The sequence below is a fragment of the Streptomyces sp. NPDC091972 genome (assembly GCF_044756385.1).
In the GTDB taxonomy this organism is placed as follows: Bacteria; Actinomycetota; Actinomycetes; order Streptomycetales; family Streptomycetaceae; genus Streptomyces.
Genome location: NZ_JBIVSV010000004.1, coordinates 462,314 through 488,219, shown reverse-complemented (window position 1 = coordinate 488,219; position 25,906 = coordinate 462,314). Strand labels below are relative to the sequence as shown.

Here is a 25,906-nt window from a genome sequence, read left to right as displayed (position 1 = left end):
ACAGGGCAGTGGGGCCTCGGTAGAAGCCCGTCGGCGACTCTAACTCCCTGATCGATGATCGATCAAAGTATTCAGGGTAAAACTTCTCGATCACGAGAAAGTCGGCACGGGGTGCCTTCGGCGATGGCACCGAGTGACCGCTGGAACCCGGGTTCTCGCAGGTCGGAGGCCGTTTGAGCGAGGGTGCGCTCGGCTGTTCGGCAGTATCTTCCCGGGCGCGCTCGTGGCGCGGGCGGGACCTCGCGTCGGCGACCAGGACCGGGCCGTCGCGTTCCGGGCCGCCCCTCGACGTAGACGTCGACCACCCGCGCCCGGGTGTCGTGCGGCAGGTCCAGGATCAGGCGGCAGCCCCGGACGCACCTGCGCGTCGCCCGCCGTCAGGCCCGCGGGGCGCACCCCAGCACATGGGCCTTCACGATCTCCGGGATGCGCGGGTCCCGGCGCTTGAACGCCGCCACCAGCTCCTCGTGCTCCTCCGCGTAGGACTGCTGGACCGTCCCCAGCCAGCGGATCGACAGCGCGGTGAACACCTCGATGCCCAGCCCCTCCCAGGTGTGCAGCAGCACCGAGTTGCCGGCCGCGCGCACCAGCTCACGGTGGAAACCCACGGTGTGCCGCACCTGGCCGGTGCCGTCGGAGTCCCGGTCCGCCTCGTACAGCGCGGCCACATGGGGCTCCAGGGCCGAGCAGTCCTGCGCCAGCTTCTCCGCCGCCAGCTCCGCCGCGATCGCCTCAAGACCCGCCCGGACCGGATAGCTCTCCTCCAGGTCGGCCGCCGTGAGGTTCCGCACCCGTACGCCCTTGTTCGGCGCGGACTCGATCAGCCGCAGCGACTCCAGCTCGCGCAGCGCCTCCCGCACCGGCGTCTGGCTGACCTCCAGCTCGGTGGCGATCCGGCGCTCCACGATCCGCTCGCCCGGCTGCCAGCGCCCGCTGACGATCCCCTCCACGATGTGCTCGCGGATCTGTTCGCGCAGCGAGTGGACGACGGGCGCGGTCATGAGAGCTCCTTAAGGGCGTTTGACGTAAAGACAATAAGGCCGACGGCCCGTCCGGGAGGGGCGCACGGGGGCGCTTCCATGCAGGTGAGACGAGGCTTACACGCTCCCAGCCGCACGGCTTCTGTCAAGTCGCGGAACCCCCCGGCCGCCAGGTGTGTCGCGTTGGTCAGGGGGTTCCCACGCGGGGCACCCCGGCGCACCACAGGGGGACGGCATGCACATCGGGGAACGACGGGGACTGGCCGTCGCGGCCGTGATCGGCGCGCTCGTCGGCGTGGCGGGCTGCGGACAGCCGGCCGCGCGCGCGACGGCGGAGACGGCACCGAGCAGTTCGCAGGCGATCACCGGCATGGCGGGTGCGGCCCCGGGCCGGGGCGCCGCCTGCGTGTTCGTCAAACCCGACGGGGCCCAGCGGTTCGGGCACGTCGGCTGGGGCTTCGAGGTCCCGGGCACCGGCCGCTGGGTCTACGGCGCCGTGGAGAACCCCGGCGGCAAGCTGTACACCCCGCCGGGCGGCGACATCGGGGCCTGGCACGCGGAGGGGTCCTACGACCGCATGCTCGGCGAGATGTCCACCGACGCCCACTGTCCCGGCACCTCCGCACACCCCTACAGCCGCTACCGCTGCACCAGGTCCTCGACGTACGACGTGGACCGCGCCCGCGCCATGATCCGTACGGTCGAGGCGCGAGGGTTCCTCGTCGGCGTGGACCCGAGGACCGGCCGGCTCACCTCGCGGGACTGCCTGGACGCCACCTACGACGTGCTGAAGGCCTATCGCACGAAGCACCTCACGCGCGCGCCCAAGCTGTCCGTCCCCAACGTGTGGGTCGAGGAGCTCTGGGGCTGGTCGGACCGGCGGCTCACGCCCGGGTGAGGAAACGCCGGTGCCCCCGCCCGGAGACCGGGCGGGGGCACCGTACGAGCGAAGCGCCTTACAGGCCGAGCTCGACCTCGAACTCGCCCGCCTCCAGGATCGCCTTGACCGCGGTCAGGTAACGGGCCGCGTCGGCGCCGTCCACCAGACGGTGGTCGTAGGAGAGGGTCAGGTAGGTCATGTCGCGGATGCCGATGACCGTGCCCTCCTCGGTCTCGATGACCGCCGGCCGCTTGACCGTGGCACCGATGCCGAGGATCGCGACCTGGCCCGGCGGCACGATGATCGTGTCGAAGAGCGCGCCGCGCGAACCGGTGTTGGAGATGGTGAAGGTCGCGCCGGACAGCTCGTCGGGCGTGATCTTGTTCGCGCGGACCTTGCCCGCGAGCTCCGCCGTGGCCTTGGCGATGCCGGCGATGTTGAGGTCGCCCGCGTGCTTGATGACCGGGGTCATCAGGCCCTTCTCGGAGTCCACCGCGATACCGATGTTCTCGGTGTCGAAGTAGGTGATCGTGCCTTCGCCCTCGTTGATCTTGGCGTTGATCGGCGCGTGCGCCTTCAGCGCCTGGGCGGCCGCCTTGACGAAGAACGGCATCGGGGAGAGCTTGACGCCCTCACGGGCCGCGAACGCGTCCTTGGCACGGGCGCGCAGCTTCATCAGACGGGTGACGTCGACCTCGACGACCGAGGACAGCTGCGCCTGCTCGTGCAGCGCCTTGACCATGTTGTCGCCGATGACCTTGCGGATGCGCGGCATCTTGACGGTCTGGCCACGCAGCGGGGAGGCCTCCAGGGACGGCGCCTTCTTGGCGGTGGCCGGGGCGGCGGCAGCGGCCGGAGCCGGAGCGGCAGCCGCGGCCTTCGCGGCCTCGGCGGCGGCGATGACGTCCTGCTTGCGGATACGGCCGCCGACGCCGGTGCCCTTGACGCCGGCCAGGTCCACGCCGTTCTCCGCGGCGAGCTTGCGCACCAGCGGGGTCACGTAGGCGCCGTCGTCACCGGAGGTCGCGGCGGGAGCCGGGGCCGGGGTGACCGGGGCAGGGGCCGGAGCCGGGGCGGAGGGCGCCGGGTCGGGAGCCGGAGCCGTCTGCTGCTGCGGGGCCGGAGCCGAGGGCGCCTGCGGGGCCGGGGCCGGAGCGGGCGCCGGAGCCGCGGGGGCGGCCGGGGCGGGCGCCGGAGCCGGGGCGGGGGCCTCGGCGGCGGGGGCCGGGGCGGCGGGAGCCGGGGCAGCGGCCGGAGCCGCCCCCGGGGCACCGATGACGGCGAGCTTGGCGCCGACCTCGGCCGTCTCGTCCTCGCCGACCACGATCTCCAGCAGCACACCGGAGGTGGGCGCCGGGATCTCGGTGTCGACCTTGTCCGTGGAGACCTCGAGCAGCGGCTCGTCGGCCTCGACGGACTCGCCGACCTCCTTCAGCCACCGGGTGACGGTGCCCTCGGTGACGGACTCGCCCAGCGCGGGCAGGACGACGTCCGTGCCCTCGGCGGAGCCGCCGCCGGAAGCGGCCTCGGCGGTGGGAGCGGGCGCCGGGGCGGCCTGCTCGGTGGAGGGCGCGGCCGCGGCCGGCTCGGGGGCGGGCTCGGCGACCGGCTCGGCGGCCGGGGCCTGCTCGGCGGCTGGGGCGCCGGTGCCGTCGTCGATCACGGCCAGCTCGGCGCCGACCTCGACCGTCTCGTCCTCGGCGACCTTGATGGAGGCCAGGACGCCGGCGGCGGGGGAGGGGATCTCGGTGTCGACCTTGTCGGTCGAGACCTCGAGCAACGGCTCGTCGGCCTCTACGCGCTCACCCTCGGCCTTCAGCCAGCGGGTGACGGTGCCCTCGGTGACGCTCTCGCCGAGCGCCGGAAGGGTTACGGAAACCGCCATGGTTTCGGTTGCTCCTTACGAATTGCGGAAGTCTGTGTCGTCGCTTCGTCGACCGAGGGTCAGTCGTGCGAGTGGAGCGGCTTGCCGGCCAGCGCCAGGTGCGCCTCGCCGAGCGCCTCGCTCTGCGTCGGGTGGGCGTGGATGAGCTGGGCGACCTCGGCCGGCAGCGCTTCCCAGTTGTAGATCAGCTGGGCCTCGCCGACCTGCTCGCCCATGCGGTCGCCGACCATGTGGACGCCGACCACGGCACCGTCCTTCACCTGGACGAGCTTGATCTCGCCCGCGGTGTTGAGGATCTTGCTCTTGCCGTTGCCCGCGAGGTTGTACTTCAGAGCGACGACCTTGTCCGCGCCGTAGATCTCCTTGGCCTTGGCCTCGGTGATGCCCACGGAGGCGACCTCGGGGTGGCAGTACGTCACCCGCGGGACACCGTCGTAGTCGATCGGAACGGTCTTCAGACCGGCCAGACGCTCCGCCACCAGGATGCCCTCGGCGAAGCCGACGTGCGCGAGCTGGAGCGTGGGGACCAGGTCACCGACGGCGGAGATGGTCGGGACGTTGGTGCGCATGTACTCGTCGACCAGGACGTAGCCGCGGTCCATCGCGACGCCCTGCTCCTCGTAGCCGAGGCCGGCGGAGACGGGCCCGCGGCCGACGGCCACCAGCAGCACCTCGGCCTCGAACTCCTTGCCGTCGGCGAGGGTGACCTTGACGCCGTCCTGGGTGTACTCGGCCTTCTGGAAGAAGGTGCCGAGGTTGAACTTGATCCCGCGCTTGCGGAACGCCCGCTCGAGAAGCTTGGAGGAGTTCTCGTCCTCGACCGGGACGAGGTGCTTGAGGCCCTCGATGACGGTCACGTCGGAGCCGAAGGACTTCCACGCGGAGGCGAACTCGACGCCGATGACGCCGCCGCCCAGGATGATCGCGGACTTCGGCACGCGGTCCAGGACGAGGGCGTGGTCGGAGGAGATGATCCGGTTGCCGTCGATCTCCAGGCCCGGCAGCGACTTCGGCACGGAGCCGGTCGCGAGCAGGACGTGGCGGCCCTGGATGCGCTGGCCGTTGACATCGACGGAGGTCGGCGACGACAGCCGGCCCTCACCCTCGATGTAGTGGACCTTCCGGGAGGCGACGAGGCCCTGGAGGCCCTTGTACAGGCCGGCGATCACGCCGTCCTTGTACTTGTGCACCCCGGCGATGTCGATGCCCTCGAAGGTGGCCTTCACACCGAACTGCTCGCTCTCGCGGGCCTGGTCGGCGATCTCGCCCGCGTGCAGCAGGGCCTTGGTGGGGATGCATCCCCGGTGCAGGCAGGTACCGCCGACCTTGTCCTTCTCGATCAGGGCGACGTCAAGCCCCAGCTGCGCCCCGCGCAGGGCCGCGGCGTAGCCGCCACTACCACCGCCGAGGATCACTAGGTCGAAAACGGTGCTGGCGTCGTTCGCCACGTCACGTCCTCCATGCATGTACGCCGTACGCCGGTCTCCAGTGACCGGGCGGCGGCTGGTGTCCGGCCGCTCTTTCTTCGGCCCTGTGGTGGGGGCCCTGTCCTGCCGAGCCCCATCTTCGCACTTGTCAGCACCGAACGAGACGCCGGGCCGGGGTGTGAGACACCACACGCTCACATGAGAACGAGGGGCGCGGTGAGACGCGGGAAGGGGCGCGGGGAGCTCCGCGACGAGTCCCCACGCCCCTGCACACGCCGTACGACCGGTGGAACCGGGCTGTTCGGCGGACGTCAGCCCAGGTCACCCGAGGCGGTCAGCTCGGCCAGCCGCACCAGCGTCCGCACCGCGGACCCCGTGCCGCCCTTGGGCGTGTACCCGAACGGCCCGCCGTCGTTGAACGCCGGCCCCGCGATGTCGAGGTGCGCCCACGGGATGCCCTCGCCCACGAACTCCCGCAGGAAGAGCCCGGCGACCAGCCCGCCGCCCATCCGCTCACCCATGTTCGCGATGTCGGCGGTGGGGGAGTCCATCCCCTTGCGCAGGTGCTCCGGCAGCGGCATGGGCCACGCCGGCTCCCCGACCTCCTCCGCGGCCTCGTGCACCGCGGTGCGGAACGCGTCGTCGTTGGCCATGATCCCGAAGGTCCGGCTGCCGAGGGCGAGCATCATCGCGCCGGTCAGCGTCGCCACGTCGACGATCGCGTCCGGCTTCTCCGCCGACGCCGCCCACAGGGCGTCCGCCAGCACCAGCCGGCCCTCGGCGTCGGTGTTGAGCACCTCCACCGTCTTGCCGCTGTACATCCGCAGCACGTCACCGGGGCGCGTGGCGGAGCCCGACGGCATGTTCTCGGCCAGCGCCAGCCAGCCGGTCACGTTGACCTCGAGACCCAGCCGCGCCGCCGAGACCACGGCCGCGAACACCGCGGCCGCGCCGCTCATGTCGCACTTCATCGTCTCGTTGTGGCCCGCCGGCTTCAGCGAGATGCCGCCCGAGTCGTAGGTGATGCCCTTGCCGACCAGCGCGAGGTGCTTCTTCGCCTTGGACGAGGTGTACGACAGCTTCACCAGCCGCGGCCCGGACGCCGACCCGGCGCCGACGCCGAGGATGCCGCCGTAGCCGCCCTTCTCCAGGGCCTTCACGTCGAGCACCTGCACCTTGAGGCCGTGCTCCTTGCCCGCCGCCTGCACGATCGCGGCGAAGGCCTCGGGGTTCAGGTCGTTGGGCGGGGTGTTGACCAGGTCGCGCGCGCGGTTGAGCTCCTCGGAGACCGCGACGGCCCGGGCGAGCGCCGCCTTGTACGCGGCGTCGCGCGGCTTGCCGCCCAGCAGCGTGGCCTCGGCCAGCGGCGCCTTGCCGTTCCTGGCCTTGGGGTTCTTGCCGTTCTCCTTGTAGGTGTCGAAGGAGTACGCCCCGAGCAGCACGCCCTCGGCGACCGCGCCGAGGTCGGCGGCGTCGCCCAGGGGAAGCGCGAACGCGGCCTTCTTCGAGCCGGCCAGCGCGCGGGCGGCGACACCGGCCGCCTTGCGCAGCGCCTCCGGGTCGAAGGAGGAGTCCTTCTCGGGCTCCGCGCCCAGGCCGACCGCCACCACGAGGGGGGCCTTGATGCCGGAGGGCGCGGGCAGCTTCGTCACCTCGCCCTCGGCGCCGGAGGCTCCGAGGGTCTCCAGGACACCGGCGAGCCTGCCGTCGTAGGCCTTGTCCACAGATTCGGCGCCCGGCGCCACTACCGGGCCCTTCGCGGCCTTGGCGACACCGATCACGATCGCGTCGGCCCGCAGGCCGGGCGCCGCGGAGGTGCTGTGAGTGAGAGCAGTCACGGTGGTGAATTCTCGCTTCCGATGTGAAGTTGCGTGGGTCGAGCGGGTGGGTCGACCGGGCCCGACGGCCGACCCTAGTTCGTGTCCGAAACCGGATCCCGATCGGGGCCTTCACCCCTGTCGGCGACCACCCGGGACGAGCCTACGCTCGGGTCGGCCGAGCGTACCTCCGGCTGCCGGACAGGAGATCATTCCCGGGGTACCCTGCCGCCCTCCCTTGGAGTCCGTCCGTTGAAACGCCCTCTCCTGCTCGTCGCCCTGCTCCTGCTGATAGCCGGATGCTCGACCGCATCCGACCCCGACCCCGATCCCGGGCCGGGCGAGTCCCGCTGGCGGCCGCGCCCCGGCGTGGCCTGGCAGTGGCAGCTGACCGGTCGCGTCGACACGTCCGTGGACGTGCCGGTGTACGACATCGACGGCTTCGACCAGTCCCGGTCCGTGGTGTCCGCGCTGCACGACAAGGGCCGCAAGGTCATCTGCTACCTCTCCACCGGCGCGTGGGAGGACTGGCGCCCCGACGCCGGTGAGTTCCCCGAGTCGGTGATCGGACGCGGCAACGGCTGGGAGGGGGAGCGCTGGCTCGACATCCGCGCCGTCGACGTCCTGGAACCGCTGATGGCCGACCGCCTCGACATGTGCCGCGAGAAGGGCTTCGACGCGGTGGAGCCGGACAACATGGACGGCTACCGGAACCGCACGGGCTTCGAACTGACGGCGGCCGACCAGCTCCGCTACAACCGCCTGATCGCCGAACTGGCCCACGAGCGCGGGATGTCGGTCGGCCTGAAGAACGACCTCGACCAGATCCCGGAACTGGTCGGCGACTTCGACTTCGCGGTCAACGAGCAGTGCGCGCAGTACGGCGAGTGCGGGGACATGAAGCCGTTCGTCGACGCCGGCAAGGCGGTCTTCCACGTCGAGTACGAGCTGCCCACCAGCCGCTTCTGCGCCGAGTCCCGGCGTCTGCGGCTGAGTTCGATGCTGAAGCGGTACGAGCTCGGGGTGTGGCGCGAGGCCTGCTAGAAGTCCAGCGACAGGACCACCAGCGCGGCCGTCGCCGCCGTCTCCGCCAGCCCTCCGAACACGTCCCCGGTCACCCCGCCGAAGCGGCGCGTGCAGTGCCGCAGGAGGAGCTCGGCCACCGCCACGGCGGCGGCGACCGCGAGGACCGCGCGGACGACGTCGTACGACCCGAGGAGCGCCCCCGTCCCGGCCGCGCCCAGCGTCACGGCGGCCGCCGCGAGCACCGCGCCCCGCACCGGGACGACCCCCGCCACCGCGGCCCCCAGCCCCTCAGGGCGGGCCGGCGGGACTCCGGCGCGGGCCGCGAGGGTCAGGACCAGGCGCGCGGCCGTCCCCGAGACCACGGCCGCCGCGGCACCCCGGGCCCACGAGTCGCCGTACGTCTGCGACAGGGCGGCCACCTGGGCGAGGAGCACGAGGACGAGGGTGATCACCCCGAACGGGCCGATGTCCGACTGCTTCATGATCCGCAGGGCGTCCTCGGCGGGCTTGCCGCTGCCCAGGCCGTCGGCGGTGTCCGCGAGGCCGTCGAGGTGCAGGCCCCGGGTGAGGACCGCCGGCACGGCCACCGTGGCGACCGCGGCGAGCGGTGCGGAGGCACCCAGGAAGAGGAGCAGGAGACCCGTCGCCGCGGAGGCGCACCCCAGTGCCAGCCCGACCAGCGGGGCGCACAGCATGCCGCCGCGGGCCGCCTCCCGGTCCCAGCGGGTCACCTGCACGGGGAGCACGCTGAGCGTGCCGAAGGCGAAGCGGAGGCCGTCGAGCGGGGGCGGGGTCATGGACACGTCGGCAGGGTAGCCCGGACGCCGTAGCCGCCGGGCGGCCCACCCCCGCCGGCCGGAGACTGGGGCCATGGGCCACTGGCTGCACCGCAACATCGTCGAACCCGGCAAGCTGCCGCTGCTCCTCGCCCTGACCGCGTTCGTGCTCACCTTCCTGATCACCCGGGTCATCACCCGGCTCATCCGGGCGGGCAAGGGGCCCTTCGGCAACGTCAGTTCGGGGGGCGTGCACATCCACCACGTGGTGCCGGGCGTCGTCCTCACCGTGGTCGGCGGCTTCGGCGCGGTCGCGAGCGGGCGGCACGGCTTCGGGGCGGGGGTGGCCGCGGTGGTCTTCGGGATGGGCGCGGGGCTGGTGCTGGACGAGTTCGCGCTGATCCTGCACCTCGACGACGTGTACTGGAGCGAGGAGGGCCGCAAGAGCGTGGAGGTCGTCGTCCTCACCGTGGCGCTGGTCGGCCTGGTGCTCGCGGGGTTCTCGCCGTTCGGCGTCGACGACGTGACGCAGGACGAGGCGCAGGACCGCGGCGGCGTGATCAGCAGCGTGATCGTCAACTTCCTGTTTGCGATGGTCGTCCTGCTCAAGGGCAAGACCCGGATGGCGATCTTCAGCGTGATCGTCCCGCTCGTCGGACTCATCGGCCTGATCCGCCTGGCCCGCCCCGGCTCCCCCTGGGCCCGCCGCTTCTACGCCCGGCGCCCCCGCGCCCGCGCCCGGGCCCTGCTGCGCAGCTACCGGCACGACAGACGCTGGTCGGGCCCGCGCCGCAGATTCCAGGATCTGATCGCCGGCAAACCGGACCCACCGCGAGCGCTCGGGGGGTGAGGGGGTGGGCGTTTCCCGGTGGTGGGGGACCGGCGGGTGGGAGTGGCGGCGGGCTGCGACGCGGCCTGCCGGCTGTCGCGGGGGCCGAGGCGTGGCGCCCGGGGTCTGCTGAGGCCTCCCGGATGCCGAGGCGACGCGGCGCCCCTGTGCGTGTCCGGCCCGCGATGCCTCCCGGTGCGGCCGGAAGCCCCGGAGGCCGTGGGCCGCAAGTGCTGTCGGCCCTGAGCGATCCGGCTCAGGGGCCGTCAGGCGGGTCTCCGGAGGGGGCCTCTTCCCGGGTCCGGGTCCGGCGGTGCCGCAGGGCCGAGATCCCGCACAGCAGCAGCATCGCCGCGATCGCCGCCAGGTGTTCCTTGCCGGCGAGGTTCTCCTTGACCAGGACCTCGGCCACCATCGCCGCGATCACGGCGGCCGCGGTGCAGCGGGCGCCGTAGCGCAGGCAGACGAAGACGGCGAGGCCCACCACGGCCGCCGACGGTCCCGTGTCGACGACATGGGCGTCCGAGGCGGGCAGACCGAGCGGGCTGCCGGGGCCCAGCCGGATGCCCACGCGCGCGTACAGCGTGCCGGCGAGCGTGGCCGCGTAGGCCAGGGTGAGCGTCCGCCACCGGCCCAGACAGATCTCGGCGATCCCGAACACGCACAGGAGCTGCGCCAGCGCGCCCCACACCGGCAGGTCCAGGGCCGGGACGAACAGGGAGAGGGGAGTGCGGAGCAGGGCGAGCCAGAGCGGGTCCGCGGCGCGCACGGCACCGACGTCCTGGACGAAGCCGTACCCCCACGACCGGTTGTGCACGACGTGCAGGGCCGCCGTCAGGAACACGGCTGTCAGGGCCAGCGGGACCGCCCGCCACCCGCGCCGCAGCAGCGGCCCGCGCACGGTGGCGTACAGCGGCCCCCACTCCGCGCGGGCCCAGCGGGTGACCCTCTTCATGCCACGGTCCTCATCTGTGCGTACTGAGGTGCTCCCGGCGCCGCAGCCATCCCGGCAGCCCCGGCACCTCGAGGAACCCCTCCGCGCGGGCGGAGGCGATGCCGATGCGCGGCAGGTCCGCGCTCTTCTCGAAGAGCAGGAACCGCGGCTCCCAGACGGGCCGGTACTTGGCGTTGGCCCGGTACAGGGACTCGATCTGCCACCAACGGGAGAAGAAGCTGAGCAGCGACCGCCACAGCCGCAGCACCGGTCCGGCGCCAAGACGCGCGCCACGTTCGAAGACCGAGCGGAACATCGCGAAGTTGAGCGAGACCTGGGTGATCTGGATCTCCCGGGCCCGGTTCAGCAACTCGATGACCATGAACTCCATGAGGCCGTTGTCGGCGTCGCGGTCCCGGCGCATGAGGTCGAGGGAGAGCCCGTGCGGCCCCCACGGCACGAAGGAGAGCACCGCCTTCAGCTCCCCGTCGCCGTCGCTGCACTCCAGCGCCACGCACCGCCCGTCCGCCGGGTCCCCGAGCCGCCCCAGCGCCATGCTGAACCCGCGCTCGGTGGCCCCGTCCCGCCAGTCGTCGGCCCGCCGCACGAGCGCCCCCATCTCGGCGGCCGGGATGTCCTCGTGGCGCCGGATCCGCACGGTGTACCCGGCCCGCTTCACCCGGTTGTAGGCCTGCCGGACGGTCCGCATCGCACGGCCCTCCAGGGTGAACTCGGCGACCTCGACGATCGCCTCGTCACCCAGCTCCAGCGCGTCCAGCCCGTGCCGCGCGTACACCGTCCCGGCGTCCTCGCCCGCGCCCATCACCGCCGGCAGCCACCCGTGCGCCCGCGCCTCGGCGAGCCACGGCTCGATCGCCCCCGGCCAGGCCTCCGGGTCGCCGATCGGGTCCCCGGAGGCCAGCGAGACCCCGCTGACGACCCGGTAGGTCACGGCCGCCTTGCCGGTCGGCGACCAGATGACGCTCTTGTCCCGGCGCAGCGCGAAGTACCCGAGCGAGTCCCGCTCGCCGTGCCTGTCCAGCAGCTCCCGCAGGCGCCGTTCGTCGTCCTCGGTGAGCGGGTCGACGGCACGCCGGGAGCGGAAGGCGGCGTAGAGGACGGCGAGGACGAGGACCGTGCTGAGCACGTTGATGACGACGTTGACCCAGTTGGGCGTCAGGATCCCGTCGAACCGGGAGTCGTCGGCGGCGACCGAGACCAGCCGCAGCGTGCCGTACCACCAGCGCTGCCCGAAGGACGCGGACCTCGACGCCTGGTTGGTGACGGTCACCAGCAGCGCGGCCAGCAGCGAGCACACCAGCAGTCCGCCCACGGCCACGGCGGCGGCCAGCCGCGGGTTGGACCGGTCGCCCTTGGCGTAGAACTCCCGCCGCCCGGCCAGCAGGGCCGCCACGAAGGCGGCGGTGAGGAACAGGGAGATCCAGTTCTGCGCGTACCGCCGGATCTCCGGGAACGCCATCGCGAGGACGAACAGCGCGAGGAACGCCCCCGACAGCACCAGGTTCAGGATCCAGGCCGCCCGCTTGCGCCGCCGCATGGTGATGGCGAGGAAGGCCGTGAACACCCCGGAGGCGAAGCCCGCCGTCAGCAGGTACGGCGTGAAGTAGTCCTGCTGGTTGTGCCGCCGTACGTCCTGCCCCAGCGTCACCCACACGGCGCTGAGGAAGTTGACGAACGCGACGACCCGCAGGTACCAGACGGCGAAACCGGCGGCCCGCCGCGAGGCGGTGGTGGACGGTCGAGGGGTACCGGTGTTCAGGACATCTCCCATGAAAAGGGATCATGCCCCTCATCCGTGCCGCGCCGGCGCTCAGCCACGGCGGCGCATCCCCGGCGGTGCCCGACCGGCCGAACCCCCTACTCCTTCTTCTCCTCCGGTTCGCCGGGAGAAGCGGCGGGCCTCTCCGGCAGCTCGGCCGCCAGCGCCGCCGCGGCCTGCACCAGCGGCAGCGCCAGGAGCCCGCCCGCGCCCTCCCCGACCGTCACCCCGTGGTCGAGCAGCGGCTCCAGGGCCATCCGGTCCAGCGCCTTCGACTGCCCCGGCTCACCGCTGTTCTGCCCGGCCAGCCACCAGTCCGGCGCCCGGAACGCGATCCGCTGACCCACCAGGGCACAGGCGGCCACGACGACCCCGTCCAGCACGACGGGCAGCTTGCGCACCGCGCTCTGGAGCAGGAACCCGGTGATCGCGGCGAGGTCGGCCCCGCCCACCGCCGCCAGCAACTGCAACTGGTCCCCGAGCACCGGCCGCGCCCGCCGGAGCGCGTCCCGGATCGCCGCGCACTTGCGCATCCACGCCAGGTCGTCGATCCCGGTCCCGCCGCGCCCGGTCACCACGGACGCGTCGGTCCCGCACAGCGCGGCGACCAGCACCCCGGCCGCCGTGGTCCCGCCCACGCTCACATCGCCGAGCACCACGAGGTCCGTACCGGAGTCGGCCTCCTCGTCGGCCACCGCCATCCCGGCCCGGAAGGCGGTCTCCGCCTCCTCCGGGGTCAGCGCGTCCTCGACGTCGACACGACCGCTCCCGCGCCGCACCCGGTGCCGTACGACCTCCTCCGGCAGCTCGGCCGGATCGCAGTCCAGCGCCATGTCGACGACCCGCACCGGCACCCCGAGGCGCCGCGCGAGGATCGACACCGGACGGCCGCCCTCCAGGACCTCCCGCACCAACTCCGAGGCGCTGCCCGCGGCCCGCCCCGAGACGCCCAGTGCGGCGACCCCGTGGTCACCGGCGAACAGCACGACCCGCGGCCGTTCGACCGGCCGTACCGGTACGGCCGACTGCGCCGCGGCCAGCCACTCACCCAGTTCGTCGAGGCGTCCCAGCGCCCCGGGCGGCACGATCTGCCGCTCCCGGCGCGCCTCGGCGTCGCGACGCACCCCGCCGTCGGGGCGCTCGATCAGATCGGTGAAGTCGTCGAGATTAAGCGAGCTCATTCGCCGAACAGTACCGGCCCTGATCGAACACGGGGGCGCCACGGGGCCACGACGTCATTGCACCCGGGATGGTGATCCCATACGTTCCGTTTTGTAGCGAATTGACGTGCGTCCTCGGGAGGCCCCATGCCCGCACCAACCGCCCCTTCCGTACGGCGTCTTCGCTCCACCGCACGCGTGATGCTGCCCTTCCCCGAACCCGAGAGCTGGCTGGACGTGGACACGGGGGACGCGGACTTCCCGGAGGCGGCCAGAGCGTTCTTCCCGTACACGGCCTTCGACGGCCTGGACCCCACCCCCCGCGTCCTGCGCGCCCAGGCGGTCGAGCGCCTGGAGGAGGGCTACCTGGGCCGTCTGACGGACCCCCGGATCACCGCCCACCTGCGGTCCCGCTACGACGTCGTCAGCCTGCTGAACCCGCACGCGGACCCCGGGGAGCTCTCCGCGGCCCTCGCCGTCCTGCGCCCCGGCGGCCACCTCCTGGTGGAGTCCCCGCACGACCCGCGCCCCGAACTCAGGGCCCGGGGCTGCGCGATCGTGGCGACGGCCCGCAGATCCGCGCACGTACCGGCCCGCCTGACGGCCCGTCTGCCCGCCACCCTGCACCCCTCGGCGGCCGGACCGCTGACCGCCGTCGCCGGAGCGCTGGACCACGCCCTGGCCCTGCTCCTCGCCGGCACCCGCCTCGCCAGGACCTACCGGGTGATCGCCCGCAAGGGACCGTCAGCCCCGTAGGACCAGTGCCTGCCCCGCCACCACCAGCACCACCTGCTCGCACTCGGCCGCGAAGGCGGCGTTCAGCCGCCCCAGTTCGTCCCGGTACCGGCGGCCCGACGCGGTGGCCGGCACGATCCCGGACCCCACCTCGTTCGACACGGCCACCACGGTCCGCCGGGTCTCCCGCACCGCCTCTGTCAACTCCCGCACTCGCGCCCGCAGTTCGCGCTCCCCGCCGTCGGCCCACTCCGCGTCGTCCCAGGCCCCCACGGCGTCCATCGCGTCCGTCAGCCACAGCGACAGGCAGTCGATCAGCAGCGGCGCCCCGTCGTCCTTGAGCAGCGGCACCAGGTCGCAGGTCTCCGCCGTACGCCAGGACCCGGGCCGCCTCTCCCGGTGGGCGGAGACCCGGGAGGCCCACTCGGTGTCGCCGTTCCGCGACCCGCCGGTCGCCACGTACAGCACGTCGGGGGACGCCTCGAGGCGCCGCTCGGCCTCCACCGACTTCCCGGACCGGGCGCCGCCCAGCACCAGCGTCCGCCGCGGCACATCGGGTACGTCCTCGTAGGCCCCGACCGCCAGGGTCGTCCCGTCGGGCACGGCGCGCGCCCCGGCGGCCGCCAGCTTGCGCCGCAACTCGGCGCCGGGCGGTACGTCGTGGTCGACATGGACGGCGACGACGTCGGTCGTCGGCCCCACGGCGCCCACGGCCCGCAGCCGGGCCAGCGCGTCCGGCCGCCGCACCACATCGGCGAGCACCATGTCGTACGACTCCACGGCCCCCCGCTCCAGCCCGGCGGGCGCGCCCCCGGGCGGCAGGTACAGCACCCGCTGCCCCTCGGGCCCGGTGACGGCGTACCCGGTGCCCGGCGCGTCCATCGCCACGGCCCGCACCCGGTGCCCCGTCAGCAGCGCCAGCTCCCGCCCGTCCGGCACCCGCCCCGGCTGCGGGAGCCCGGCCGGCACCTCGACGGGGGGCCCGTCATGGGGATGCGACAGCAGCACCTGCCGTACGCCCGCGAGCGAGTGCCCGGCCCGGGCGGCGGCGAAGGCGGCCCCGGGGGTCAGGTCGAGCAGCAGCGTCTCGTCGACGAGCACGGCGGTGGCGGCCCGGGCGTTCCCGCCGAGCGCGGTGGCGCAGGCGGCACAGGGGCAGAAGGGCCGGGGGAGACCGGCGGGGGCGCCGGTGCCGAGCAATGTCAGTTCCACGCCACCGATTCTCGCCTGCCCCTGTTGATCAGGCGCGCGCGGAGATGCCTTCGGGGGGCGCGGGCGGGCCGCGCGGGCAACCCCAGCGGCCCGCGGTCGTCCGAGGACCGCTTAGGGTGCTCTTCGTAACGGATCAAACACGGGAGGCTCGCATGGCGACATGGACCTGGCGATTCGAGACGGCCGACGGCGCGGAGACCCAGCCCGCCGTGGAGCCGGAGGAGTTCACCACCCAGGGCGACGCCGAGTCCTGGCTCGGTGAGTACTGGAAGCCCCTGCTCGCCGGCGGTGCGGAACAGGTGCGGCTGTTCGAGGACGCCACGGAGATCTACGGTCCGATGAGCCTGAAGGCGGCAGAGGAAGCCTGACCGGCCCGGGCGAGGGCCACAGCGCAGCCCTCGCCCGGCACCGCTACTGCTCGCCCAGCGTCACGTCCACGGTCTTCGCACTGCCGTCCCGGGTGAAGGTCACGGACACCTTCTGGCCCGGCCGGTCCGCCGCCAGCGCCTCGGTGAGCGAGGTGATGGTCGTGATCGCGGTGTCGTCCAGCTTCGTGATGACGTCCCCGGGCTCGATGCCCGCCCGGTCCGCGGCCCCGTCGTTCTTCACGTCCACGACCGCGACCCCGGCGGCCCGGAAACTGGCGTCGACGACCGTGCGGCCGGTGATGCCGAGCGCGGCCCGGCCCGAATCGGTGACCTTGCCGTCCTTGACGATCTGACTCGCGACCGTCTTCACCATCGAGGCGGGGATCGCGAACCCGATGCCGGGCGCCGCGCTGTCCCCGAAGGTGGGGTCGACGGCGGCGAGCGTCGGGATGCCGATGACCTGGCCGTCGAGGTCGACGAGGGCTCCGCCGCTGTTGCCGGGGTTGATGGCCGCGGACGTCTGCACCATGTTGGCGATGGTCGCCCCGGTCCCGCCGTCGCCGCCGCTCTCGCTGACGGTCCGTCCGGTCGCCGAGACGATGCCCTGGGTCACGCTGGACGACAGCCCGAGCGGCGATCCCATGGCGAGCACGATCTGCCCCACCTGGACCTTGGCGGAGTCCCCGAAGGTCGCCGCCTTCAGCCCCTCCGGCACCTTGTCCAGCTTGATGACGGCGAGATCCTGCTCGGGGTAGGAGTACACGAGCTTCGCGGTCAGCTCGGTCTCGCTGTTCGCGGTCGTCACCTCGAAGGTCTTCCCGTCCCCGACGACGTGCGCGTTGGTGACGATGTGCCCCTTGTCGTCGTAGACCACCCCGGACCCCAGATCACCGTCGGCCTGGATCTGCACGACCGACGGCAGGACGTCCCTGATCACCTTCTGGTAGGCGCTCTGGAGGTCGTTGTCGGCGGCGGGTGCGACGGCCTGCGCCGCCTGCGCGGTCGGCGTCTCCTCGCGACCGGCGGAACCCCCGTCGGGGGAACCGGAGTCGGAACACCCGGAGAGGAGCACGACGGAACACACCAGCGCCGCCAACGGCAGCCGCAGAGCACGGGTACGCGAAGCATTCATGCCCCGAGTCTCACGTCGGGGCGAGGGCCCGGGCCTGTGCTGTTCGCCCGAACGGGCTCAGCCGCGCACCCCGCACAGGTGCAGCAGCGCGGCGACCCCGCGGTACGGATCCGTCCGCCCGGCCCGCTCCTCGCAGGCCAGCAGCGCCTCCACGTCGTCCGGCGTCCCGGCGTCGTCCGCGGCCGTGTCCGTGAACACCCGCACGCCGTACCAGGCCTGGAGCGGTGCCCCGATGCCGGCGAGCGTCGCGGTCAGCGTGCTCAGCTTGTCGGCCCGCACGTCGAGCCCCAGCCGGTTGCGGTACGCGGTGGTGTCGAAGGCGGCCAGCGCGCCCGGCCAGTCCCCGGTCAGGCCCGGCCGCATCGCCAGCGCGTCGCCGTTGCGCACGAGCAGCGACAGCAGCCCGCCCGGCGCCAGCACCCGCGCCAGCCCGGCCAGCAGCGGGTCGGGCTCCTCGACGTACATGAGCACACCGTGGCACAGCACCACGTCGAAGCTGCCCGGCATGAAGTGCACCCCGGTGTCCCGGCCGTCGCCCTCGATGATCCGCATCCGCTCCCGGATGCCCTCGGGCTCGGCGGACAGGGCCTCCCGGGCCGCCGCCACCATGGTCGCGTCCCGTTCGAGGCCGGTCACCTGGTGCCCGGCCCGGGCCAGCCGCAGCGCCTGCGTGCCCTGCCCCATGCCGACGTCGAGCACCCGCAGCCGCTGCCCGACCGGATACCGCCCCACTATCTGCTCGTCGAGCTGCCGGGCCACCAGCTCCTGTCGTACGACATTCCGCAGCCCGCCCAGCCTGCCCAGCCAGGCGTCGGCCGCACCCCCGGAGAAAGACGTCGTACTCAGGGCCGCTCTCCGCGCTTGACCTGCGGCTTCGGCAGCCGGAGGCGACGCATCTGGAGGGAGCGCATGAGGGCGTAGGCGACCGCGCCCTTGCGGTTCTGGTCCGGGAAGCGCTCGGCGAGCCGCTTGCGCAGACGGAAACCGGTGAGGACCGAGTCGAGCACGATGAGCACGATCACGACGAGCCACAGCAGCAGCGCGATGCTCTGGAGCGCACCCACCCGCACCACGCTCAGCACCAGGATGACCACGGCCATCGGCAGGAAGAACTCCGCGACGTTGAACCGCGCGTCGATGGTGTCGCGGGCGAACTTGCGCACCGGGCCCTTGTCCCGCGCGGGCAGGTACCGCTCGTCACCGCCGGCCAGCGCCTGGCGCTGCCGGTCCAGGGCCGCCCGGCGCTCCTCGCGCTGGCGCCTGGCGGCGTCCTTGCGGGTGAGCGACGTGTTGGCGACGTTGCGGCGCTGGGACTGGGCCTCGCTGCGCTTGGGCGTGGGCCGGCCCTTGGGGGCCTGCGGGTCGCGGGGCTGCTTGGAGTCGGTCAGCTTCGCCTTGTCGGCGACGGTGGCCTTCTCTTCCTTGGTGGCACGGCTACGGAACACAAAACCCAAGGGTAAGGGGTGTCCGGGGTTGGACCCCAGCCCGGTGGGGAACGATCCGGCAACACCATTCGTCATGCAGGGGGACAGAGGGGACGTCCGGTGACGGGTCGCGCACCCTGAAGGTCACCTACTCCTTACGCCGGAGCGGGGGATCGGTCAGTCGTCCTTGGGGATGAGCGCATCAGTCCCGGAACAGTGCGTCAATGGATGCAGGGCCCGTACTGTGGGTTCTGTCGCAGAGCTGGAGCTGGAAGTCCGTCAGAAGGGGGCGCGCGAAGCCCATGAGCGGTGTCATGAAGCGTATGGGGATGATCTTCCGCGCGAAGGCGAACAAGGCCCTTGACCGGGCCGAGGACCCGCGCGAAACCCTCGATTACTCGTACCAGAAGCAGCTCGAGCTGCTTCAGAAGGTGCGCCGGGGCGTGGCCGACGTGGCCACCTCCCGCAAGCGCCTGGAACTCCAGCTCAACCAGTTGCAGTCGCAGTCCTCGAAGCTGGAGGACCAGGGCCGCAAGGCGCTCGCGCTCGGCCGTGAGGACCTCGCCCGTGAGGCGCTGTCCCGCCGCGCCGCGCTCCAGCAGCAGGTGACCGACCTGGAGACCCAGCACTCGACGCTCCAGGGCGAGGAGGAGAAGCTCACCCTCGCGGCCCAGCGCCTCCAGGCCAAGGTGGACGCCTTCCGCACCAAGAAGGAGACCATCAAGGCGACCTACACCGCGGCCCAGGCACAGACCCGGATCGGCGAGGCCTTCTCCGGCATCTCCGAGGAGATGGGCGACGTGGGCCTGGCCATTCAGCGGGCCGAGGACAAGACCGCCCAGCTCCAGGCCCGGGCCGGCGCCATCGACGAACTGCTCGCCTCCGGTGCCCTCGACGACCAGTCCGGCATGCACAAGGACGACATCCAGGCCGAGCTGGACCGGCTCTCCGGTGGTACGGATGTAGAGCTGGAACTGCAGCGCATGAAGGCGGAGCTGGCGGGAGGCTCCTCGTCGCAGCAGGCCATCGAGGGCGGCACCGGCCAGTCGCAGTCCCAGCAGCCGCAGGACACTCCACGCTTCGACAAGCAGTAGGTCCCACGCCGAGGAGGGCGACATGATCGTGCGGATCATGGGGGAGGGGCAGGTGAGGCTGGCCGAGAGCCACCTCGCCGACCTGAACAAGCTGGACGACGAGCTGTTGGCCGAGATGGAGAACGGCGACGGCCCCGGTTTCCGCCGCACTCTCCAGGCCCTCCTCACCCGGGTCCGCGACCTGGGCGACCCGCTCCCCGACGACTCGCTGGAACCCTCGGACCTGATCCTGCCCTCCCCGGACGCGACCCTGGAGGAGGTCCGGGACCTCCTCAGCGACGACGGCCTGATCCCGGGCTGAGGCCGCACCCTCCGACGCCGGTGCGGGGCGACCGGCCCGTCCGGCGTCCGAGGACGCGGTCCCGGGACCGACGGAGGTCCGGGGGCGCGGCCCCGGGCAGGCGCGCCGACGACGGACCGGCGGCCGGAGACACACAGGTGGCCCCCGTTCCGTCCCCGGCAGGGCCCCCGTACTGTTCAAGCGTGAGCCGCCCACTGGACCGCGCCCGGCACCACCTCAAAGCGCACCCCCTGGCCCTGGACGCCGTCCTCGCGGCGGGCGTCCTCGCCTGCATGGTGGCCGGTTCCTTCGTCCAGCCCCATGACAAGGACGCCGTCAGCTGGAGCATCCGCACCCCTGAGCCGCTCAGCATCGTCCTCATGGGCCTCGCCGCCCTCGCCCTGGTCTTCCGCCGCCGCGCCCCGCTCACCGTCCTCGCCCTCACCGGGGCCGCCGCCATCATCGAGTGCGTCACCGGCGACCCCCGCGCCCCCGTCGCCATGGCCGCCGTGATCGCCCTCTACACCGTCGCCTCCGCCACCGACCGCCCCACCACCTGGCGGGTCGGCCTGCTCACCATGACCGTGCTCACCGGTGCGGCGATGCTCGCCGGCCCGCTGCCCTGGTACGCCCAGGAGAACCTCGGCATCTTCGCCTGGACCGGCATCGGCGCCACCGCAGGCGACGCCGTGCGCAGCCGCCGGGCCTTCGTCCAGGCGATAAGAGAGCGCGCCGAGAAGGCCGAACGCACCCGTGAGGAGGAGGCCCGGCGAAGGGTCGCCGAGGAACGCCTGCGCATCGCCCGCGACCTGCACGACGTCGTCGCCCACCACATCGCGCTGGTCAACGTCCAGGCCGGAGTCGCCGCGCACGTCATGGACAAGCGCCCCGACCAGGCCAAGGAAGCCCTCGCCCACGTCCGCGAGGCCAGCCGCTCGGCCCTCAACGAACTCCGGGCCACTGTCGGCCTGCTGCGCCAGTCCGGCGACCCCGAGGCCCCCACCGAACCCGCCCCCGGCCTGGCCCGCCTCGACGAACTCGTCGGCACCTACCGCAGCGCCGGCCTCCATGTCGAGGTCGCCCGCGCCGACCACGGCACCACACTGCCCGCCGCCGTGGACCTGGCCGCCTACCGGGTCATCCAGGAAGCCCTCACGAACGTCCAGAAGCACGCCGGTACGGCGGCGAAGGCCGAGGTCAGCGTCGTACGCGTCGGCCCGAACGTGGAGATCACGGTCCTCGACGACGGGGCCGGCAGCGACGACGACCCGGACAACGGCGGCGGCCACGGACTGCTCGGGATGCGCGAGCGCGTCACCGCCGTGCGCGGCACCCTCACCACCGGCCCCCGCTACGGGGGCGGCTTCCGCGTCCATGCGATCCTGCCGGTCAAGACCCGCACCGCCGCGAGCAACCAACCGGGGGAGCCCGTATGACGATCCGTGTCCTGCTCGCCGACGACCAGGCACTGCTGCGCAGCGCCTTCCGCGTGCTCGTCGACTCGGAGCCGGACATGGAGGTGGTCGGCGAGGCGTCCGACGGGGCCGAGGCCGTCCGGCTGACCAGGCAGGAGCGCGCCGACGTCGTCCTCATGGATATCCGGATGCCCGGCACGGACGGGCTCGCGGCCACCCGCATGATCAGCGAGGACCCCTCACTCGCCCACGTCCGCGTGGTCATCCTGACCACCTTCGAGGTCGACGACTACGTCGTGCAGTCCCTGCGCGCCGGCGCCTCCGGCTTCCTCGGCAAGGGCAGCGAACCCGAGGAACTCCTCAGCGCCATCAGGGTCGCGGCCGGCGGCGAGGCGCTGCTGTCCCCGGCCGCCACGAAGGGCCTGATCGCCCGCTTCCTCGCCCAGGGCGACGCGGACGACAACGACCCGGTGCGCTCCGAACGCCTCGCCGCCCTCACCGTCCGCGAGCGCGAGGTCCTCGTCCAGGTCGCTGGCGGCCACTCCAACGACGAGATCGCCGAGCGCCTGGAGGTCAGCCCGCTCACCGTCAAGACCCACGTCAACCGCGCCATGGCCAAGCTGGGCGCCCGGGACCGGGCCCAGCTCGTGGTGATCGCGTACGAGTCGGGGCTGGTGCGTCCGCGGGCGGAGTGAGCCCGCGAAGGCCGCCGCGAGGACCGGACGAGGAAAGTCCGCCCGGCGATGTCGAGAACCCGCGTCCCGCTCCGTCCCCTGTGGTGAGAGCGGCCAGAATGGGTCGCACCGGGACACCAGGAGACATCATGGCCAAGTACCTGCTGCTCAAGCACTACCGCGGCGCTCCCGCTCCGGCCAACGACGTGCCCATGGAGCAGTGGACGCCGGAGGAGATCTCCGCGCACGTGCAGTACATGCGGGACTTCGCGGACGAGCTGGTGAAGACCGGGGAGTACGTCGACGGTCAGGCGCTGGCTCCCGAGGGGACCTGGGTGCGGTACGACGGCGAGGGGCGCCCCCCGGTCACCGACGGGCCGTTCGCCGAGACCAAGGACCTCATCGCCGGCTGGATGGTGATCGACGTCGACAGCTACGAGCGGGCCCTGGAGCTGGCCGGTGAGCTGTCGGCCGCCCCCGGCGCCGGCGGGAAGCCGATCCACGAATGGCTGGAGCTGCGCCCGTTCTACGCCGCGTCGCCCACCGCCACGGAGTGCCACCCCGGTGGATGAGACGCTGCTCAAAGGGCTCACCCCGAGCGTGCTCGCCGTCCTCGTCCGCCGCGGAGCCGACTTCGCGGCGGCCGAGGACGCCGTCCAGGACGCGCTGGTCGAGGCGGTCCGGGTCTGGCCGGACGATCCGCCGCGGGACGCGAAGGGCTGGCTGGTCACCGTGGCCTGGCGCAAGTTCCTCGACGCGACCCGCTCGGACACGGCCCGCCGCCGGCGCGAGGAGCGCGTCGAGGAGGAACCGGTGCCCGGGCCCGCGTCCGACCGGGACGACACCCTCCAGCTCTACTTCCTGTGCGCCCACCCCTCGCTCACCCCGTCCTCCGCCGTCGCCCTCACCCTGCGCGCCGTCGGCGGACTCACCACCCGCCAGATCGCCCGGGCCTACCTCGTGCCCGAGGCGACCATGGCGCAGCGCATCAGCCGGGCCAAGCGCACCGTCGCCGGTGTCCGCTTCGACCAGCCCGGCGACGTCGCCACCGTGCTGCGCGTCCTCTACCTCGTCTTCAACGAGGGGTACTCCGGTGACGTCGACCTCGCCGCCGAGGCCATCCGGCTCACCCGGCAGCTCGCCGCCGCCATCGACCACCCCGAGGTCGCCGGGCTGCTCGCCCTGATGCTGCTCCACCACGCCCGCCGCGCCTCCCGCACCGCCCCCGACGGCTCTCTGGTGCCGCTCGCCGAGCAGGACCGCGGCCGCTGGGACACCGCGGCGATCGCCGAGGGCGTGCGGATCCTCCAGGGCGCCCTCGCCCGCGACCGGCTGGGCGAGTTCCAGGCCCAGGCGGCCATCGCCGCCCTGCACGCCGACGCCCCCACCGCCGAGGAGACCGACTGGGTGCAGATCGTCGAGTGGTACGACGAACTCGCCCGCCTCACCGACAGCCCCGTCGTCCGCCTCAACCGGGCGGTCGCCGTGGGCGAGGCCGACGGCCCCCGCGCGGGCCTGGCCGCGCTGGCCGCGATCGACGACACGCTGCCCCGCCACGCCGCGGCCGCGGCCTATCTCCACGAACGCGCCGGCGACCCGGCGACCGCGGCCCGCCTGTACGCCGAGGCCGCCCACAAGGCCCCCAACCTCGCCGAACGCGACTACCTGACCCGCCAGGCGGCCCGGCTCAACTCCCGCTCGCGGCACTGACGTCAGGGCCCGCGACCTTCCCGAGCCGGGACAGCTCACCCCCGTTACATATGCTGGGCGCTCGTACTGCCGCACGGGGGAAGGGGATGCGGACGTGCCGCTGCACAAGGACGACCCGAAATCGGTCGGCGGGTACAAGCTGGTCGACCGGATCGGGTCCGGGGGAATGGGCATCGTCTACCGGGGCAGATCCCGCTCCGGCCGCGAGGTCGCGGTGAAGGTCGTGCACGCCCAGTACGCCGAGGACCCCGTCTTCCGCACCCGTTTCCGCCAGGAGATCGAGGCCGTCCGCAAGGTGAGCGGTGCCTTCACCGCCCCGGTCGTGGACGCCGACCCGGAGGCGGCCCGGCCCTGGATGGCGACCCAGTACGTCCCGGGCCGCTCGCTCGCCGACCGGATGTCCGAGCTCGGCCCGCTGCGGGAGAGCCAACTGCGGCGCCTGGCACTGGGGTTGGTGGAGGCACTGCGGGACATCCACCGGGCCGGGGTGGTGCACCGCGACCTCAAGCCCGCCAACGTCCTGATGGCCGACGACGGCCCCCGCGTCATCGACTTCGGCATCTCCCGGGCGGCGGAGAACAACCCCCTCACCGAGACCGGGCAGATGATCGGCACCCCGCCCTTCATGTCCCCGGAACAGCTCACCGACGCCCGCACGGTCGGCCCGGCCTCCGACGTCTTCGCGCTCGCCGCGCTGCTGGTGTACACCCTGACCGGGCGGGGACCGTTCGACGCGGACAGCCCCTACCTCACGGCGTACCAGGTGGTGCACGACGACCCCGTCCTGGACGGCGTGGGGGAGGAGTTGAGGGCGGTCCTGCGGCGCTGTCTGGCCAAGGAGGCCGCGGACCGGCCCCAACTGGACGAGGTGGCACGCGAGTTCGCACGGGTGCTGCCCGAGGAGGTGCCCGGGGAGGCAGCCGAGGAGGTGGCAGACGGCCCGCCGACGGTGACGTCACGCGGGAACCTGCCGGCCCCTTCCGGGACCGGGGCCCCCGACCCCAAGTCGGACACGTCCCCCGGCCGTCGGCGCCGATCCCGCCCGCTGTGGGCGGCGACCGCCGCGATCGGGGCTCTGGCCCTCGGGCTGACGGCGTACCTGCTGAGCGGCCCCGACCGGACCGAGGACGACGGCGGCAGCGGCACGGTCCGCGCGAAGGGCGCCGCCTCTCGCCGGACGGAGCTGCCGAGCGGCTGGCAGCCCTGGCAGACAACCGTGTACGCCACCGCCGACCGGGGTCTCAAGAAGGGGATCACCCTTCTGGAGGGCGGGGTCGACAGCGGCCCGGAGTGCCAGATGTACGAGGGTTCCCTCTACTGCGCGGGCGACGCTGTGCTGCCCGTGCGCCTCGACGGCACCACCGGGCGGGTCGACTGGCGTGCCGACGGCGTGCCGTCCCTCCGGATGAAGAGGTCGTACTTCTTCTGGCTCCTCGGGGTCGAGGACGACGTCATGATGGTCAAGCAGCAGTACCAGCCCGAGGGCGGCGACCTCGTGACCTCGGTCATCGCCCTCGACACCGGGACGGGGGAACGGCTCTGGCGGCGCACGGTGGACGCGCAGGCGACCCAAGTGGGCCTCTCGGGCGACCTTCTGCTCGTCCCGGACGACGGGCGCGGGGTGCTGACCGCGCGTTCGGTGCGCACCGGAGCCGAGCGCTGGACGGCGCCGCTTCCGGCCGGGATGCACTGCGACCCGGCGCACACGAACGCGGGCCTCTACCTGGAGTGCGTCCCCGGCATGACGCCCGCCAAGGAGATCCTGCTCCTGGGCTTCGACCGCTCCGACGGCTCGGTGCGGCGCCTGAAGGTGCCCGGACACTCCACCCTGGTCGGCACCTACGACGGCCGTCTGCTCTACCTGGAGGCCGCCGAGGAAGTGCCGGGGCACCTGAGCACCGGTACGAAGGGCCCCTTCTCCCGTATCCGGCTGGTCGACCCGGACACCGGTGCCGCCACGACGACGGAGCTGGCGAAGGAGTTCCAGGGCACCGCGACGACGGCGGACGGCACGCTGTGGTTCACCGGCACCTCCGGTCAGGTGACGGCCGTGTCGGTGCGCACCGGCCGGCAGCTCTGGCAGACCCCGACGAGCCTGGAGCAGCCGGGCGGTGTCACCCCCGGCGCGGGCACCCGGGTGGTCCATCTGTCCAGCGCCAGCGGGCGGGTCGCGGCTCTGGACGCCGACAAGGGCACGCTGCTGTGGGACACCCCGCCGCGTGCCAAGTGGGTGAACGCCCAGAACGAGCTGCCGCCCGAGGTCCTGCTCAACAAGGGTGCCCTGGTCGTCACCACACCGTCCGGCGATGTCTTCACCCTCGACCCCGCCCACCCCGAGCGGACCTCCGCGTCGGGGTGAGCGCCGGCT

Annotated in this window: 24 protein-coding genes; 12 read left to right on the top strand and 12 right to left on the bottom strand. The window is 73.0% G+C overall.

Annotated elements, in window-relative coordinates; genetic code table 11:
• Window positions 1-377: 377 nt before the first annotated feature.
• Entirely contained in the window at window positions 378-1,001 is a 624-nt protein-coding gene (locus tag ACIQJT_RS14785) for a GntR family transcriptional regulator (protein WP_053851708.1), read from the bottom strand.
• Window positions 1,002-1,215: 214 nt separating this feature from the next.
• Between ACIQJT_RS14785 and ACIQJT_RS14780 the strand changes: the two genes are divergently transcribed.
• The gene (locus ACIQJT_RS14780; RefSeq protein WP_402643359.1) at window positions 1,216-1,878 is read left to right on the top strand and encodes a hypothetical protein; all 663 of its coding nucleotides are present in this window, start codon (window positions 1,216-1,218) and stop codon (window positions 1,876-1,878) included.
• A gap of 58 nt (window positions 1,879-1,936) precedes the next feature.
• Here the strand turns inward: ACIQJT_RS14780 and sucB are convergent, their stop codons facing one another.
• The 3 genes from sucB to ACIQJT_RS14765 form a co-directional block, all read right to left on the bottom strand.
• A complete protein-coding gene (gene sucB / locus ACIQJT_RS14775; protein WP_402643356.1) occupies window positions 1,937-3,745 on the bottom strand; it encodes a 2-oxoglutarate dehydrogenase, E2 component, dihydrolipoamide succinyltransferase in 1,809 nt (602 codons plus the stop codon).
• Window positions 3,746-3,804: 59 nt separating this feature from the next.
• The gene (gene lpdA, locus ACIQJT_RS14770) at window positions 3,805-5,193 is read right to left on the bottom strand and encodes a dihydrolipoyl dehydrogenase (RefSeq protein ID WP_053851237.1); all 1,389 of its coding nucleotides are present in this window, start codon (window positions 5,191-5,193) and stop codon (window positions 3,805-3,807) included.
• Window positions 5,194-5,483: 290 nt separating this feature from the next.
• Window positions 5,484-7,010, bottom strand: coding sequence for a leucyl aminopeptidase (locus ACIQJT_RS14765; protein ID WP_402643353.1), 1,527 nt, complete (start codon window positions 7,008-7,010; stop codon window positions 5,484-5,486).
• Between the two features lie 231 nt (window positions 7,011-7,241).
• On the opposite strand from ACIQJT_RS14765, the gene ACIQJT_RS14760 reads away from it, so the two are divergent.
• Complete coding sequence (locus tag ACIQJT_RS14760; protein WP_402643350.1) at window positions 7,242-8,033, top strand: endo alpha-1,4 polygalactosaminidase; 792 nt, start codon at window positions 7,242-7,244, stop codon at window positions 8,031-8,033.
• Here the strand turns inward: ACIQJT_RS14760 and ACIQJT_RS14755 are convergent.
• Entirely contained in the window at window positions 8,030-8,812 is a 783-nt protein-coding gene (locus ACIQJT_RS14755; protein WP_402643711.1) for an adenosylcobinamide-GDP ribazoletransferase, read from the bottom strand. The genes ACIQJT_RS14760 and ACIQJT_RS14755 overlap by 4 nt on opposite strands.
• Before the next feature lie 73 nt (window positions 8,813-8,885).
• Between ACIQJT_RS14755 and ACIQJT_RS14750 the strand changes: the two genes are divergently transcribed.
• Window positions 8,886-9,641, top strand: coding sequence for a hypothetical protein (locus ACIQJT_RS14750; RefSeq protein ID WP_365451211.1), 756 nt, complete (start codon window positions 8,886-8,888; stop codon window positions 9,639-9,641).
• Between the two features lie 235 nt (window positions 9,642-9,876).
• On the opposite strand, the gene ACIQJT_RS14745 is transcribed toward ACIQJT_RS14750, so the two are convergent.
• The 3 genes from ACIQJT_RS14745 to cobT all read right to left on the bottom strand — a co-directional run bounded on the left by ACIQJT_RS14745 (window position 9,877) and on the right by cobT (window position 13,515).
• Entirely contained in the window at window positions 9,877-10,575 is a 699-nt protein-coding gene (locus ACIQJT_RS14745; RefSeq protein WP_402643348.1) for a hypothetical protein, read from the bottom strand.
• A gap of 10 nt (window positions 10,576-10,585) precedes the next feature.
• Window positions 10,586-12,346: a phosphatidylglycerol lysyltransferase domain-containing protein gene (locus ACIQJT_RS14740; RefSeq protein ID WP_402643346.1), complete on the bottom strand. Its 1,761-nt coding sequence runs from the start codon at window positions 12,344-12,346 to the stop codon at window positions 10,586-10,588.
• Window positions 12,347-12,432: 86 nt separating this feature from the next.
• A complete protein-coding gene (gene cobT, locus ACIQJT_RS14735; protein ID WP_402643343.1) occupies window positions 12,433-13,515 on the bottom strand; it encodes a nicotinate-nucleotide--dimethylbenzimidazole phosphoribosyltransferase in 1,083 nt (360 codons plus the stop codon).
• A 126-nt stretch (window positions 13,516-13,641) separates the two neighbouring features.
• Here cobT and ACIQJT_RS14730 point away from each other — a divergent pair, with 126 nt between their 5' ends.
• Window positions 13,642-14,250 carry a MarR family transcriptional regulator gene (locus ACIQJT_RS14730; protein WP_365451219.1) on the top strand — a complete coding sequence of 203 codons (609 nt, stop codon included), beginning with the start codon at window positions 13,642-13,644 and terminating at the stop codon, window positions 14,248-14,250.
• Here ACIQJT_RS14730 and ACIQJT_RS14725 read toward each other — a convergent pair.
• Complete coding sequence (locus tag ACIQJT_RS14725) at window positions 14,239-15,441, bottom strand: bifunctional adenosylcobinamide kinase/adenosylcobinamide-phosphate guanylyltransferase (protein WP_402643340.1); 1,203 nt, start codon at window positions 15,439-15,441, stop codon at window positions 14,239-14,241. The genes ACIQJT_RS14730 and ACIQJT_RS14725 overlap by 12 nt on opposite strands.
• A gap of 152 nt (window positions 15,442-15,593) precedes the next feature.
• Between ACIQJT_RS14725 and ACIQJT_RS14720 the strand changes: the two genes are divergently transcribed.
• Window positions 15,594-15,809 carry a hypothetical protein gene (locus ACIQJT_RS14720; RefSeq protein WP_123988673.1) on the top strand — a complete coding sequence of 72 codons (216 nt, stop codon included), beginning with the start codon at window positions 15,594-15,596 and terminating at the stop codon, window positions 15,807-15,809.
• Window positions 15,810-15,852: 43 nt separating this feature from the next.
• Here the strand turns inward: ACIQJT_RS14720 and ACIQJT_RS14715 are convergent, their stop codons facing one another.
• From ACIQJT_RS14715 to ACIQJT_RS14705, 3 genes are all read right to left on the bottom strand, one after another.
• On the bottom strand, window positions 15,853-16,941 hold the full coding sequence (locus ACIQJT_RS14715; protein ID WP_365451223.1) for a trypsin-like peptidase domain-containing protein: 1,089 nt from the start codon (window positions 16,939-16,941) through the stop codon (window positions 15,853-15,855).
• A 57-nt stretch (window positions 16,942-16,998) separates the two neighbouring features.
• Entirely contained in the window at window positions 16,999-17,700 is a 702-nt protein-coding gene (locus ACIQJT_RS14710) for a methyltransferase domain-containing protein (RefSeq protein ID WP_402643337.1), read from the bottom strand.
• 83 nt (window positions 17,701-17,783) lie between these two features.
• Entirely contained in the window at window positions 17,784-18,461 is a 678-nt protein-coding gene (locus ACIQJT_RS14705; protein WP_402643335.1) for a DUF3043 domain-containing protein, read from the bottom strand.
• Window positions 18,462-18,679: 218 nt separating this feature from the next.
• On the opposite strand from ACIQJT_RS14705, the gene ACIQJT_RS14700 reads away from it, so the two are divergent.
• The 7 genes from ACIQJT_RS14700 (at window position 18,680) to ACIQJT_RS14670 (ending at window position 25,897) form a co-directional block, all read left to right on the top strand.
• Window positions 18,680-19,459, top strand: coding sequence for a PspA/IM30 family protein (locus ACIQJT_RS14700; protein WP_234358555.1), 780 nt, complete (start codon window positions 18,680-18,682; stop codon window positions 19,457-19,459).
• Window positions 19,460-19,481: 22 nt separating this feature from the next.
• Window positions 19,482-19,760: a hypothetical protein gene (locus ACIQJT_RS14695; RefSeq protein WP_053848718.1), complete on the top strand. Its 279-nt coding sequence runs from the start codon at window positions 19,482-19,484 to the stop codon at window positions 19,758-19,760.
• Window positions 19,761-19,942: 182 nt separating this feature from the next.
• On the top strand, window positions 19,943-21,175 hold the full coding sequence (locus tag ACIQJT_RS14690) for a sensor histidine kinase (protein ID WP_402643331.1): 1,233 nt from the start codon (window positions 19,943-19,945) through the stop codon (window positions 21,173-21,175).
• Window positions 21,172-21,849 carry a response regulator transcription factor gene (locus ACIQJT_RS14685; RefSeq protein WP_053848324.1) on the top strand — a complete coding sequence of 226 codons (678 nt, stop codon included), beginning with the start codon at window positions 21,172-21,174 and terminating at the stop codon, window positions 21,847-21,849. The genes ACIQJT_RS14690 and ACIQJT_RS14685 overlap by 4 nt, the downstream gene beginning before the upstream one ends.
• Before the next feature lie 128 nt (window positions 21,850-21,977).
• Entirely contained in the window at window positions 21,978-22,400 is a 423-nt protein-coding gene (locus tag ACIQJT_RS14680; RefSeq protein ID WP_365451231.1) for a YciI family protein, read from the top strand.
• Window positions 22,393-23,538, top strand: a complete 1,146-nt coding sequence (locus tag ACIQJT_RS14675; RefSeq protein WP_402643328.1) for an RNA polymerase sigma factor — start codon at window positions 22,393-22,395, stop codon at window positions 23,536-23,538. Before ACIQJT_RS14680 ends, ACIQJT_RS14675 begins: the two co-directional genes overlap by 8 nt.
• 94 nt (window positions 23,539-23,632) lie before the next feature.
• On the top strand, window positions 23,633-25,897 hold the full coding sequence (locus ACIQJT_RS14670; protein WP_402643325.1) for a protein kinase: 2,265 nt from the start codon (window positions 23,633-23,635) through the stop codon (window positions 25,895-25,897).
• Window positions 25,898-25,906 lie beyond the last annotated feature (9 nt).

Excerpts from the sequence above, each read along its gene's own strand:
- ACIQJT_RS14785 (WP_053851708.1), bottom strand. The coding sequence starts at position 1,001 with ATGACCGCGCCCGTCGTCCACTCGCTGCGCGAACAGATCCGCGAGCAC.
- ACIQJT_RS14780 (WP_402643359.1), top strand. The coding sequence starts at position 1,216 with ATGCACATCGGGGAACGACGGGGACTGGCCGTCGCGGCCGTGATCGGC.
- sucB (WP_402643356.1), bottom strand. The coding sequence starts at position 3,745 with ATGGCGGTTTCCGTAACCCTTCCGGCGCTCGGCGAGAGCGTCACCGAG.
- ACIQJT_RS14755 (WP_402643711.1), bottom strand. The coding sequence starts at position 8,812 with ATGACCCCGCCCCCGCTCGACGGCCTCCGCTTCGCCTTCGGCACGCTC.
- ACIQJT_RS14750 (WP_365451211.1), top strand. The coding sequence starts at position 8,886 with ATGGGCCACTGGCTGCACCGCAACATCGTCGAACCCGGCAAGCTGCCG.
- ACIQJT_RS14745 (WP_402643348.1), bottom strand. The coding sequence starts at position 10,575 with ATGAAGAGGGTCACCCGCTGGGCCCGCGCGGAGTGGGGGCCGCTGTAC.
- ACIQJT_RS14740 (WP_402643346.1), bottom strand. The coding sequence starts at position 12,346 with ATGGGAGATGTCCTGAACACCGGTACCCCTCGACCGTCCACCACCGCC.
- cobT (WP_402643343.1), bottom strand. The coding sequence starts at position 13,515 with ATGAGCTCGCTTAATCTCGACGACTTCACCGATCTGATCGAGCGCCCC.
- ACIQJT_RS14730 (WP_365451219.1), top strand. The coding sequence starts at position 13,642 with ATGCCCGCACCAACCGCCCCTTCCGTACGGCGTCTTCGCTCCACCGCA.
- ACIQJT_RS14720 (WP_123988673.1), top strand. The coding sequence starts at position 15,594 with ATGGCGACATGGACCTGGCGATTCGAGACGGCCGACGGCGCGGAGACC.
- ACIQJT_RS14715 (WP_365451223.1), bottom strand. The coding sequence starts at position 16,941 with ATGAATGCTTCGCGTACCCGTGCTCTGCGGCTGCCGTTGGCGGCGCTG.
- ACIQJT_RS14705 (WP_402643335.1), bottom strand. The coding sequence starts at position 18,461 with ATGACGAATGGTGTTGCCGGATCGTTCCCCACCGGGCTGGGGTCCAAC.
- ACIQJT_RS14700 (WP_234358555.1), top strand. The coding sequence starts at position 18,680 with ATGAAGCGTATGGGGATGATCTTCCGCGCGAAGGCGAACAAGGCCCTT.
- ACIQJT_RS14695 (WP_053848718.1), top strand. The coding sequence starts at position 19,482 with ATGATCGTGCGGATCATGGGGGAGGGGCAGGTGAGGCTGGCCGAGAGC.
- ACIQJT_RS14685 (WP_053848324.1), top strand. The coding sequence starts at position 21,172 with ATGACGATCCGTGTCCTGCTCGCCGACGACCAGGCACTGCTGCGCAGC.
- ACIQJT_RS14680 (WP_365451231.1), top strand. The coding sequence starts at position 21,978 with ATGGCCAAGTACCTGCTGCTCAAGCACTACCGCGGCGCTCCCGCTCCG.